Source organism: Pseudomonas sp. RW409 (genome assembly GCF_003184125.1).
Classification (GTDB): Bacteria; Pseudomonadota; Gammaproteobacteria; order Pseudomonadales; family Pseudomonadaceae; genus Aquipseudomonas; species Aquipseudomonas chlororaphis_I.
The window spans coordinates 460,736-473,104 of the sequence record NZ_QHHP01000034.1; the positions used below are offsets into that span (position 1 = coordinate 460,736).

Annotated in this window: 10 protein-coding genes and 2 pseudogenes; 10 read left to right on the plus strand and 2 right to left on the minus strand. The window is 62.6% G+C overall.

Translation table 11 applies throughout. From position 1 onward, the window contains the following. Positions 1-141: 141 nt before the first annotated feature. The gene (locus tag DK261_RS18385) at positions 142-606 is read right to left on the minus strand and encodes a VOC family protein (RefSeq protein WP_038633279.1); all 465 of its coding nucleotides are present in this window, start codon (positions 604-606) and stop codon (positions 142-144) included. Positions 607-1,241: 635 nt separating this feature from the next. Here DK261_RS18385 and DK261_RS33575 point away from each other — a divergent pair. Together DK261_RS33575 and DK261_RS18395 are read left to right on the plus strand one after the other, a co-directional pair. Beyond that, entirely contained in the window at positions 1,242-1,790 is a 549-nt protein-coding gene (locus DK261_RS33575; protein ID WP_256597586.1) for a fimbrial protein, read from the plus strand. A gap of 202 nt (positions 1,791-1,992) precedes the next feature. After that, a complete protein-coding gene (locus DK261_RS18395; RefSeq protein WP_110176097.1) occupies positions 1,993-3,015 on the plus strand; it encodes a fimbrial protein in 1,023 nt (340 codons plus the stop codon). Between the two features lie 86 nt (positions 3,016-3,101). Here the strand turns inward: DK261_RS18395 and DK261_RS18400 are convergent. Next, a pseudogene (locus DK261_RS18400) lies at positions 3,102-3,692 on the minus strand (efflux transporter outer membrane subunit); the annotation flags it as partial. A 1-nt stretch (position 3,693) separates the two neighbouring features. On the opposite strand from DK261_RS18400, the pseudogene DK261_RS18405 reads away from it, so the two are divergent. The 8 genes and pseudogenes from DK261_RS18405 to DK261_RS18440 all read left to right on the plus strand — a co-directional run. Further along, positions 3,694-4,422, plus strand: a pseudogene (locus DK261_RS18405) (ABC transporter permease); the annotation flags it as partial. A gap of 230 nt (positions 4,423-4,652) precedes the next feature. Further along, entirely contained in the window at positions 4,653-6,269 is a 1,617-nt protein-coding gene (locus DK261_RS18410; protein ID WP_110176098.1) for a tryptophan halogenase family protein, read from the plus strand. Then, a complete protein-coding gene (locus tag DK261_RS18415; RefSeq protein WP_110176099.1) occupies positions 6,269-7,351 on the plus strand; it encodes a monodechloroaminopyrrolnitrin synthase PrnB family protein in 1,083 nt (360 codons plus the stop codon). Before DK261_RS18410 ends, DK261_RS18415 begins: the two co-directional genes overlap by 1 nt. A 43-nt stretch (positions 7,352-7,394) precedes the next feature. Further along, positions 7,395-9,098, plus strand: a complete 1,704-nt coding sequence (locus DK261_RS18420; protein ID WP_038633273.1) for an NAD(P)/FAD-dependent oxidoreductase — start codon at positions 7,395-7,397, stop codon at positions 9,096-9,098. 24 nt (positions 9,099-9,122) lie between these two features. After that, positions 9,123-10,214, plus strand: coding sequence for a Rieske 2Fe-2S domain-containing protein (locus tag DK261_RS18425; RefSeq protein WP_009049522.1), 1,092 nt, complete (start codon positions 9,123-9,125; stop codon positions 10,212-10,214). Next, the gene (locus tag DK261_RS18430) at positions 10,214-10,360 is read left to right on the plus strand and encodes a flavin reductase (RefSeq protein WP_110176100.1); all 147 of its coding nucleotides are present in this window, start codon (positions 10,214-10,216) and stop codon (positions 10,358-10,360) included. The genes DK261_RS18425 and DK261_RS18430 overlap by 1 nt, the downstream gene beginning before the upstream one ends. Then, entirely contained in the window at positions 10,357-11,592 is a 1,236-nt protein-coding gene (locus DK261_RS18435) for a cation:proton antiporter (RefSeq protein ID WP_110176101.1), read from the plus strand. The genes DK261_RS18430 and DK261_RS18435 overlap by 4 nt, the downstream gene beginning before the upstream one ends. Before the next feature lie 24 nt (positions 11,593-11,616). Further along, positions 11,617-12,156, plus strand: a complete 540-nt coding sequence (locus DK261_RS18440; protein WP_110176102.1) for a flavin reductase family protein — start codon at positions 11,617-11,619, stop codon at positions 12,154-12,156. The last annotated feature ends 213 nt before the right edge of the window (positions 12,157-12,369 follow it).

Genomic DNA, 12,369 nt, shown 5'->3' on the forward strand with positions numbered 1-12,369 from the left:
GTGGGGGCCGCACTTGGGCCCCTCTGCTGGCAGATGTCACAACTATGGGGAGGCCTGGGAGGTTGCGCATTGGCCGATACTCCTAGGCCGTCTGGGAGTTTCAGCCTATGCGGCGAGGGGGAAGCGCTGGCGCCTGTCGCCTTATCGGTCCTCGGCGAACGCCTCCTCGATAAAGGCCTCCAGCTCTGCCTCTTCAAGCAGCTCGATGGAAAAATGCCCGAAGCGTTTCGGTAGCCAGAGGATGCGCGTCCCGCTGGGCGACTGCAGATTGTCGCGCGACAGGGGGTTGCCGTTCTCGTCTTCCGGCTGCACACCCGCGGCCAGCAACTCGTCGTAGGCGGCCTCGATGTCCGGCGTGCAATAGCAGTGACGGTAGATCGTGCCTTCGCCGTTGCTGTCCATCAGCGCCTTGAGATTGCCGGCAAAGGGTTGCACCAGCATCAGGCGCTCCGTGCCGAACATGACGATCGCATAACGCACATGCAAACCGTCGCGCTGCCAATCCAGGGTCCTGGAAATCCTTGCGCTGAAAATCCGGGCGTAATACCCACAGGCTTGCTCGAGGTCTTTGACCAGAACATCCACGTGGCTGAACTTTAATTTCATGAGCTCTCCTGATGAAAAAGGCTGCGGGGTGATACACCGATTTTAAGAATCCCCTGATTCATCTCTTGCAATTGCCCCGCATAAAGTACTGCCCTCATGCCGACTCCCTCCCTGGGAAGCTGCAACGCCAATCTGCACTCGGATCGAGGAGAAACGTTTTGAAAACGCTACGACAGGCGAGGCTGCTTGCACTGACCCTGGGATGCATCGCGGGAACTTCCGCCTACGCAGCGGACTATTGCGGGGCGCCTGACGTAATGTGGCCAGACAATCCGTCGATCATTGCCAGTCTTCCAGCCATTACTACCTTGAAGTACGCCCCCATTGGCGGGGTAATGGCGTCCTACGAGGTAGAGGTCGGACGCCGTTCTGGAGGATGGTCAGGGTGCTATAAGTCTCAATATGGGCTCACCGAAGTGACTACCAGCCTTACATCGAGAGGCAGTCCAGGACTTTACGATTCTGGTGTGCCTGGGGTCGGCATTCGTATTGGGCACGTTGCCACCACTAACTGGTACACCCCCAGTTATCCACCTTTTACCAATACCGGAATATCAATTGGGTACATCCTCTATTTTTTCAATAGATTGAGCATCGAGTTTGTGCGTACAGATATAGGGGTTGGAAAGGGAGATATGCCTTCCTTCAACTACAAGACCAGTTTCTTTATAGACACTGCCTACACTCCGAGGCGAAAGGTTTATGCCATCGAAGGAACGGGCCTTAAAACCAAGTTCGAACATAATGCCTTCTTCACGACTTGCTACACCACCAAGAGCAGTACCGAGGTCAAGATGGGGCGTCCCGCGGCAGAGCAAGTAAAGCGCGGGTCGGTCCAGGACGTTCCATTCGCCCTGGATGTTGTGTGCAAGGGCCTCAACCCCACGGTCAAACCACCGGTGAAGGTCTATTTCGAGGGCAACTCCGTTCGGGATGGCTTGCTGAATCTGAACGGTGTCGGCCAGCCTGGCGTGGCCAAGGGCGTTGCCATCTCGCTGACCAACGACAAGAACGTGGCCCTGCCATTCAGCCAGGACAAGGCGGTGGCCCTGGATTGGCAATCCAGCGGCCCCAGCACCGAGATGTACCGCTTTGTCGGAAACGCGCGCTATGTCCCCACGGGCACGGAAGTCGCCGCCGGCAAAGCCGATGCAACGCTGACCTATGTACTGGAATACAACTGATCGCATTTCTCGCCCAGGGAACTAAAAAAGCCACGCGATCAGTGGCTTTTTTTAATCCCGGGATTGCTACCGCAGCGGCACCGATTTTGAGAATCCTCTGATTTATCCCTTGTAGTTACCCCGCATAGACTGCCGCCCTCACGCCGACTCCCACCCTGGGAAGCTGCACCGTCAATCTGCACTCGGATCAAGGAGAAACGTTTTGAACACACTACGACAGATGAGGCTGCTTGCACTGACCCTGGGATGCATCATGGGAACTTCCGCCTATGCAGCAGATTATTGCGATAAGCCTGACTCAGGTACACCGAACAATCCATCTGTCATTGCCAGTCTTCCAGCCACTACAACCTTGAAGTACGCGGCCATTGGCGAAGTAATGGCATCCTACGAAGTAACGGCCGGACGCCGCTCTGGAGGATGGGCATGGTGCACTAGGTCTGAATATGGACTGACCGAAGCGGATACCAGCCTTACATCAAGAGGCAGTCAAGGGCTTTACGATTCTGGTGTTCCTGGGATCGGCATTCGCATTGGGCACAGTTCCCGTGCGGGGAGCTCCCCCTATTTCCCACCTCGTACCCTTAAAGGCATTGCTGAATTTTTGGTCTATTTTCCCAGTGTTGTGAAAATAGATTTTGTGCGTACAGACTTCGGTGTCGGAAAGGGGGCTATGCCTTCCTTCAACTATAAGACCAACTTTTTTATTGACACCAGCTACACCACTCCGAGGCGAGCGGTCTATGCCATCGAAGGAGAAAGCCTTACCACCAAGTTCGAACATGATGTCTTCTTCACGACTTGCCACACCCCCAAGAGCAGCACCGAGGTCAATATGGGGCGTCCCGCGGCAGAGCAAGTAAAACACGGGTCGGTCCAGGACGTTCCATTCGCCCTGGATGTTGTGTGCGAGGGCTTCAATCCCACGGTCAAGCCACCGGTGAAGGTCTATTTCGAGGGCAACTCCGTTCGGGATGGCTTGCTGAATCTGAACGGTGTCGGCCAGCCTGGCGTCGCCAAGGGCGTTGCCATCTCGCTGACCAACGACAAGAACGTGGCCCTGCCATTCAGCCAGGACAAGGCGGTGGCCCTGGATTGGCAATCCAGCGGCCCCGGCACCGAGATGTACCGTTTTGTCGCAAACGCGCGCTATGTCCCCACAGGTACAGAAGTCGCCGCCGGTAAAGCCGATGCAACGCTGACCTATGTACTGGAATACAACTGATCGCATTTCTCGCCCCGGAACGCACAAAAAAGCCACTCGCCGGAGTGGCTTTTTTGTGCCCGGGCTGGCAGGCCTGCACGCCGTTGTCAGGGCGTGCGCAGTGCCAGCGCCGGGTTCGACTCCGTCTTCCAGGACCCGCCCAGTGCCGTGTACAGGTTGACCTCGGCGATCAGCTGCGCCAGCCGGTCGTTGATCAGCCCCTGTTGTGCGCTGAACAGCGAGCGTTGCGCGTCGAGGAACACCAGGTTGCTGTCGGCGCCGGTGCGGTAGCGGTGTTCCGCCATCCGGTAATAGTCCTGGGTGGCTGCCACCAGGCTGCGCTGGGCGTCGAGCTGATCGCTGTAGGTCTGGCGCGCGGCGAGGCCGTCGGCGACTTCCTGGAAGGCGGTCTGGATCGACTTTTCGTACTGGGCGATGGTGATGCCCTTTTGCAGCTTCGCGTAGTCGAGGCTGGCCCGCAGGCTGCCGGCATTGAAGATAGGCAGGTTGATCTGCGGCTGGAAGGCCCAGCTGCCGGAGCCGCCCTTGAACAGCCCGGCCAGCTCCAGGCTGGAGGTGCCGGCGTTGGCCGTCAGGCTGACGCTGGGGAAGAACGCGGCGCGGGCCGCGCTGATATTGGCGTTGGCGGCCTTGAACTGGTACTCGGCCTGGAGGATGTCGGGATGGCGTTGCAGCAGGGTCTATTCCGGCACCAGCTTCGGCGACAGCCGGGCGACGGCCATCGAGACCCTGGTACCGGCCGATGTCGCGGCCCTCAACCAGCTGTATTACGTCGACAGCGCCACCCCGGTGGTGGGGCGCAACATGTTGCTGCGCTACCGCAATATTGACCTCGACGCCCAGGTCAACGGTGTCAGCGACCAGTACTTCCAGGTGCGCGGGCTGAAGCTGGCGGCGGGCATCGCCTTCAGCGAAAGCGACGCCCGGCGCCAGGCCCAGGTGGTGGTCATCGACCACAACGCCCGACATCGCCTGTTCGGCCCCGGGGAGGACCCCCTGGGCCAGGTGATCCTGGTGGGCAACCTGCCGTGCACGGTGATTGGCGTGACTGCGGAGAACAAGAACATGTTCGCCGCGAGCAAGGCACTGAATGTCTGGGTGCCTTATGAAACCGCGGCCGGGCGCCTGCTCGGCCAGCGCTACCTGGACAGCATCTCGGACATCCGCCAGCAGTTCCTGGTGGAGGCGGTGATGGTCTGCCTGATCGGCGGGATGATCGGCATTTCCCTGTCCTACGCCATCGGCTACCTGTTCTCGCTGTTCGTCAAGGAATGGGAAATGGTGTTCTCCATGGGCTCGATCGTCACCGCGTTCGCCTGCTCGACCCTGATCGGCATCGTCTTCGGCTTCGTGCCGGCGCGCAATGCGGCGCGGCTGGACCCGATCGAAGCCCTGGCGCGCGATTGAAGCCTGCCCAGGGCTGAGCCTGGAGCGCTCGGGCCTGTACGCAAAACCTTCTTTTATAGCCAATGCCCTTGCATTTGAGAATGTTAATTCGGAAACGGAATTTGCGTCGCTTTCCCGGCAGGCTAGAGTCTCTACTCTAACCAGCACATTGATGTGCCTCTTGCACGGATTGCACGAGATTGGCGGCCTTCCTCTCGTCACAGGCAGTCCGCCTTGAAACAAGGAGTGTTATGAACAAGCCGATCAAGAATATCGTCATCGTGGGCGGCGGCACTGCGGGCTGGATGGCCGCCTCGTACCTCGTCCGGGCGCTCCAGCAGCAAGCGAACATTACGCTCATCGAGTCTGCGGCGATCCCCCGGATCGGCGTGGGCGAGGCGACCATCCCGAGTTTGCAGAAGGTGTTCTTCGACTTCCTCGGGATACCGGAGCGGGAGTGGATGCCCCAGGTGAACGGCGCGTTCAAGGCCGCGATCAAGTTCGTGAATTGGAGAAAGTCTCCCGACCACTCGCGTGACGATCACTTCTACCATTTGTTCGGCAACGTGCCGAACTGCGACGGCGTACCGCTGACCCACTACTGGCTGCGCAAGCGCGAACAGGGCTTCCGGCAGCCGATGGAGTACGCGTGCTACCCGCAGCCCGGGGCGCTCGACGGCAAGCTGGCACCGTGCCTGGCCGACGGCACCCGCCAGATGTCCCACGCGTGGCACTTCGACGCGCACCTGGTGGCCGACTTCTTGAAGCGCTGGGCCGTCGAGCGCGGGGTGAACCGCGTGGTCGACGAGGTCGTGGAGGTTCGCCTGAACGACCGCGGCTACATCTCCACCCTGCTCACCAAGGAGGGGCGGACGCTGGAGGGGGACCTGTTCATCGACTGCTCCGGCATGCGGGGGCTCCTGATCAATCAGGCCCTGAAGGAACCCTTCATCGACATGTCCGACTATCTGCTGTGCGACAGCGCAGTCGCCAGCGCCGTGCCCAACGACGACGCACGCGAGGGGGTCGAGCCGTACACCTCCGCGATCGCCATGAACTCGGGGTGGACCTGGAAGATTCCGATGCTGGGCCGGTTCGGCAGCGGCTATGTCTTCTCGAGCAAGTTCACCTCGCGCGACCAGGCCACCGCCGACTTCCTCAACCTCTGGGGCCTCTCGGACAATCAGCCGCTCAACCAGATCAAGTTCCGGGTCGGGCGCAACAAGCGGGCGTGGGTCAACAACTGCGTCTCGATCGGGCTGTCGTCGTGCTTTCTGGAGCCCCTGGAATCGACGGGAATCTACTTCATCTACGCGGCGCTGTACCAGCTCGTGAAGCACTTCCCCGACACCTCGTTCGACCCGCGGTTGAGCGACGCATTCAACGCCGAGATCGTCCACATGTTCGACGACTGCCGGGATTTCGTCCAGGCGCACTATTTCACCGCGTCGCGCGAAGACACCCCGTTCTGGCTGGCGAACCGGCACGAGCTGCGGCTCTCGGACGCCATCAAAGAGAAGGTTCAGCGCTACAAGGCGGGGCTGCCGCTGACCACCACGTCGTTCGACGATTCCACGTACTACGAGACCTTCGACTACGAATTCAAGAACTTCTGGTTGAACGGCAACTACTACTGCATCTTTGCCGGCCTGGGCATGCTGCCCGACCGCTCGCTGCCGCTCTTGCAGCACCGACCGGAGTCGATCGAGAAGGCCGAGGCGATGTTCGCCAGCATCCAGCGCGAGGCCGAGCGTCTGCGCACGAGCCTGCCGACCAACTACGACTACCTGCGGTCGCTGCGTGACGGCGACGCGGGGCTGTCTCGCAGCCAGCCCGGACCGACGCTCGCGGCGCGGGAAATCCTCTAGTGGAACGCACCTTGGACCGGGTATCCGCATTCGCGGCCACGCACGCTGCCGTGGCGGCCTGCGATCCGCTACAGGCGCGCTCGCTCGTCCTGCAACTGCCGGGCCTGAACCGTAACAAGGACGTGCCCGGCATCGTCGGCCTGCTGCGCGAGTTCCTCCCGGCGCGCGGCGTGCCCTCCGGCTGGGGCTTTGTCGAAGCCGCCGCGGCGATGCGCGACATCGGGTTCTTCCTGGGGTCGCTCAAGCGGCACGGACATGAGCCCGCGGACGTGGTGCCCGGGCTTGAGCCGGTGCTGCTCGACCTGGCACGCGCGACCGACCTGCCGCCGCGCGAGACGCTCCTGCATGTGACGGTCTGGAACCCCGCGGCGGCCGACGCGCAGCGGAGCTACACCGGGCTGCCCGACGAAGCGCACCTGCTCGAGAGCGTGCGCATCTCGATGGCGACCCTCGAGGCGGCCATCGCGGTGACCGTCGAACTGTCCGAGGTGCCCCTGCGGTCGCCCGCGTTCGCGCCAGGGTGCGACGAGCTGGCAGCCTATCTGCAGAAAATGGTCGAATCGATCGTCTACGCGTACCGTTTCATCTCGCCGCAGGTCTTCTACGATGAGCTCCGCCCCTTCTACGAACCGATTCGAGTCGGGGGCCAGAGCTACCTCGGCCCCGGTGCCGTAGAAATGCCCCTCTTCGTGCTGGAGCACGTCCTGTGGGGCTCGCAATCGGACGACCAGGTTTATCGAGAATTCAAGGAGACGTACCTGCCCTATGTGCTTCCCGCGTACAGGGCGGTCTACGCTCGGTTCGCCGGGCGGCCGGCGCTCATCGACCGCGTGCTCGGCGAAGCGCGGGTCGGTGCGCGGGGCGAGCCCGTCCGCGCTGGGCTGACAGCCCTCGAGCGGGTCTTCAAGGTCTTGCTGCGCTTCCGCGCGCCTCACCTCAAATTGGCGGAGCGGGCGTACGAAGTCGGGCGAAGCGGCCCCACAACCGGCAGCGGGGGCTACGCGCCCAGCATGCTCGGCGATCTACTCACGCTCACGTTTGCCGCGCGGTCCCGCATCCGCGCCGTGCTCGACGAATCCTGACGCGCACGGCCCAGGTGTTATCTCACAAGGAGAGTTTGCCCCCATGACTCAGAAGAGCCCCGCGAACGGGCGTGATAGCAACCATTTCGACGTGATCATCCTCGGTTCGGGCATGTCCGGCACCCAGATGGGGGCCATCCTGGCCAAGCAACAGTTTCGCGTGCTGATCATCGAGGAGTCGTCGCATCCGCGGTTCACGATCGGCGAATCGTCGATCCCCGAGACGTCTCTCATGAACCGCATCATCGCCGATCGCTACGGCATTCCGGAGCTCGACCACATCACGTCGTTCTACTCGACGCAGCGTTACGTCGCGTCGAGCACGGGCATCAAGCGCAACTTCGGCTTCGTGTTCCACAAGCCCGGTCAGGAGCACGACCCGAAGGAGTTCACGCAGTGCGTCATTCCCGAACTGCCGTGGGGACCGGAGAGCCATTATTACCGGCAAGACGTCGACGCCTACCTGTTGCAAGCCGCCATCAAATACGGCTGCACGGTCCACCAGAAGACGAGCGTGAGCGAATACCACGCCGATAAAGACGGCGTCGCGGTGACCACCGCCCAGGGCGAACGGTTCACCGGCCGCTACATGATCGACTGCGGAGGACCCCGCGCGCCGCTCGCGACCCAGTTCAAGCTCCGCGAAGAACCGTGTCGCTTCAAGACGCACTCGCGCAGCCTCTACACGCACATGCTCGGGGTCAAGCCGTTCGACGACATCTTCAAGGTCAAGGGGCAGCGCTGGCGCTGGCACGAAGGGACCTTGCACCACATGTTCACGGGCGGCTGGCTCTGGGTGATTCCGTTCAACAACCATCCGCGGTCGACCAACAACCTGGTGAGCGTCGGCCTGCAGCTCGACCCGCGTGTCTACCCGAAAACGGACATCCCCGCGCAGCAGGAATTCGACGAGTTCCTCGCGCGATTCCCGAGCATCGCGGCTCAGTTCCGGGACGCCGTGCCGGTGCGCGACTGGGTCAAGACCGACCGCCTGCAGTTCTCGTCGAACGCCTGCGTCGGCGACCGCTACTGCCTGATGCTGCACGCGAACGGGTTCATCGACCCGCTCTTCTCCCGGGGGCTCGAGAACACCGCGGTGACCATCCACGCGCTCGCGGCGCGCCTCATCAAGGCGCTACGCGACGACGACTTCTCCCCCGAGCGCTTCGAGTACATCGAGCGCCTGCAGCAAAAGCTTTTGGACCACAACGACGACTTCGTCAGTTGCTGCTACACGGCGTTCTCGGACTTCCGCCTATGGGACGCGTTCCACAGGCTGTGGGCGGTCGGCACAATCCTCGGGCAGTTCCGGCTCGTGCAAGCCCACGCGAGGTTCCGCGCGTCGCGCGACGAGGGCGACCTCGATCACCTCGACAACGACCCCCCGTACCTCGGGTACCTGTGCGCGGACATGGAGGAGTACTACCAGTTGTTCAACGACGCCAAGGCCGAGGTCGAGGCCGTGAGCGCCGGGCACAAGCCGGCCGAGGAGGCCGCGGCGCGGATTCACGCCCTCATCGACGAACGAGACTTCGCCAAGCCGATGTTCGGCTTCGGGTACTGCATCACCGGGGCCAAGCCGCAGCTCAACAACTCGAAGTACAGCCTGCTGCCGGCGATGAAGCTGATGTACTGGACGCAAACCCGCGCGCCGGCAGAGGTGAAAAAGTACTTCGACTACAACCCGATGTTCGCGCTGCTCAAGGCGTACATCACGACCCGCATCGGCTTGGCGATGAAGAAGTAGTCGGCCGACGATGACAGAAAAACCATGAACGACATTCAATTGGATCAAGCGAGCATCAAGAAGCGTCCCCCGGGGGCGTACGACGCGACTACGCGCCTGGCCGCGAGCTGGTACGTCGCGATGCGCTCGGACGCCCTCAAGGACAAGCCGACGGAGTTGACGCTCTTCGGCCGTCCCTGCGTGGCGTGGCGCGGAGCGACGGGGCGGGCTGTGGTGATGGACCGCCACTGCTCGCACCTGGGCGCGAACCTGGCTGACGGGCGGGTCAAGGACGGGTGCATCCAGTGCCCGTTTCACCACTGGCGGTACGACGAGCAGGGCCAGTGCGTTCACATCCCCGGCCACAACCAGGCGGTGCTCCGGCTGGAGCCCGTGCCGCGCGGGGCGCGCCAGCCGACGTTGGTCACCGTCGAGCGATACGGCTACGTGTGGGTCTGGTACGGCTCCCCGCAGCCGCTGCACCCGCTGCCTGAAATCGCCGCGGCCGACGTCGACAACGGCGACTTCATGCACCTGCACTTCGCGTTCGAGACGACAACGGCGGTCTTGCGGATCGTCGAGAACTTCTACGACGCGCAGCACGCGACCCCCGTGCACGCGCTCCCGGTCTCGGCCTTCGAGCTCAAGTTCTTCGACGATTGGCGCCGGTGGCCGGAGGTTGAGTCGCTGGCCCGGGCGGGCGCGTGGTTCGGTGCCGGGATCGACTTCACCGTGAACCGGTACTTCGGCCCCCTCGGCATGCTGTCGCGCGCGCTTGGCCTGAACATGTCGCAGATGAACCTGCACTTCGATGGCTACCCCGGCGGGTGCGTCATGACCGTTGCCCTGGACGGAAACGTCAAATACAAGCTGCTCCAGTGTGTGACGCCGGTGAGCGACGGCAAGAACGTCATGCACATGCTCATCTCGATCAAGAAGGTGGGCGGCGCCCTGCGCCGCGCGACCGACTTCGTGCTGTTCGGGCTGCAGACCAGGCAGGCAGCGGGGTACGACGTCAAAATCTGGAACGGGATGAAGCCGGACGGCGGCGGCGCGTACAGCAAGTACGACAAGCTCGTGCTCAAGTACCGTGCGTTCTACCGGGGCTGGGTCGACCGCGTCGCGAGTGAGCAGTGATGCGTGAAGCCGAGCCGGCCTTGGCCACGTCGCTCCGCCAGGCGCTCGCGAACCTGGCGAGCGGCGTCACGGTCATCACCGCGTACGGCGCGGCGGGCCCGCTTGGGCTCGCAGCCACCCGCTTCGTGTCGGCGAGGTATTCATGACTATCTGGCTGTTGCAACTCGTGCTGGTGATTGCGCTCTGCAACGTCTGCGGCCGCATTGCCGAACGGCTCGGCCAGTGCGCGGTCGTCGGCGAGATCGCGGCCGGCCTGCTGTTGGGGCCTTCGCTGTTCGGCGTGATAGCACCGGGTTTCTACGACCTGTTGTTCGGCCCAAGTGTGCTGTCAGCGATGGCGCAAGTCAGCGAAGTCGGCCTGATACTGCTGATGTTTCAGGTCGGCCTGCATATGGAGTTGGGCGAGACGCTGCGCGGCAAGCGCTGGCGCATGCCCGTCGCGATCGCAGCGGGCGGGCTCGTCGCACCGGCCGCGATCGGCATGATCCTCGCCATCGTCTCGAAAGACACGCTCGCCAGCGACGCGCCGGCGCTGCCCTATGTACTCTTCTGCGGTGTCGCACTTGCGGTATCGGCGGTGCCGGTGATGGCGCGCATCATCGACGACCTGGCGCTCAGCGCCATGGTGGGCGCACGGCACGCAATGTCTGCCGCGATGCTGACGGATGCGCTCGGATGGATGCTGCTTGCAACGATTGCCTCGCTATCGAGCGGGCCTGGCTGGGCATTTGCGCGCATGCTCCTCAGCCTGCTCGCGTATCTGCTGCTGTGCGCGCTCCTGGTGCGCTTCGTGGTTCGACCGGCGCTTGCGCGGCTCGCATCGACTGCGCATGCGGCGCGCGACCGCTTGGCCGTGTTGTTCTGCTTCGTAATAGTGTCGGCACTCGCGACGTCGCTGATCGGATTCCATAGCGCATTTGGCGCACTGGCGGCGGCGCTGTTCGTGCGGCGTGTGCCCGGCGTCGCGAAGGAGTGGCGCGACAACGTCGAAGGTTTCGTCAAGCTTGTGCTGATGCCGGTGTTTTTCGCGTATGCGGGGCTGCATGCGTCAATCGGCACGATCGACGACGCGGGATCATGGATGTGGTTCGGTGTATTCCTCGCAGGCGGATTCATCGGCAAGTTCGGCGGCAGCTATCTGGGCGCGCGTACCACCGGGCTTGCGCCACACGATGCGATGCTGGTGAGCTCGTTGATGAATACGCGCGGCTTGATGGAGCTGATCGTCCTGTCAATCGGCCTGCAGATGCAGATCCTTCCACCAAAGGTCTACACGATCCTCGTGGTGTTCGCGCTGGTGACGACGGCGCTGACCGCACCGCTGGTTCGATTCACGCTGCGCGTGCAATCGCGCGCAATGAGCCAACAGGCCGCCTGAGCCAGCTTGAGGGGAGAGATCACCATGAGTGCCGCCACCGAAACCAAGGCTCACGATTTGCTCGATGCCGAGGGCCGCGATGTCCGCGAACTGCGCAACGTGCTGGGGCAGTTCGCTACCGGTGTGACCGTGATCACCACGCGCATCGCCGACGGCCGCAACGTCGGTGTGACCGTCAACTCGTTCTCCTCACTGTCGCTGTCGCCGGCGCTGGTGCTCTGGAGCCTGGCACGCACGGCACCGAGCCTGAAGGCTTTTTGCTCGGCGAGCCACTTCGCCATCAACGTGCTGGGCGCGCACCAGCACCACTTGTCGGAGCAGTTCGCACGGGCAGCCGCTGACAAGTTCGCCGGTGTAGCTCATTCCTATGGCAAGGCGGGAGCCCCGGTGCTGGACGATGTGGTGGCAGTGCTGGTGTGCCGCAACGTCACCCAGTACGAGGGCGGTGACCACCTGATCTTCATTGGCGAGATCGAACAATACCGATACAGCGGCGCAGAACCGCTGGTCTTCCATGCAGGCCAGTACCGGGTTGCCGCCGCGCATCCGGCACTGGCGAGCTGACACTGCCGATCGTTTGCCGCAAAAGTTACCAGCCAGACCCTGCAGGCAAGCCATCGTCCAGAAAGGTATGCGATCCATAAACCCCACCTACCGTATGGCCGTGGTATGAAGTCAGGTATCCGAGTCGGATACATGCTCCACTTGAGTTCTTACCCCAAACAACCGGTCGGCTATCTGCCGACCTCGCTCCAGCCCTTCAGCCGTCAACCAAAT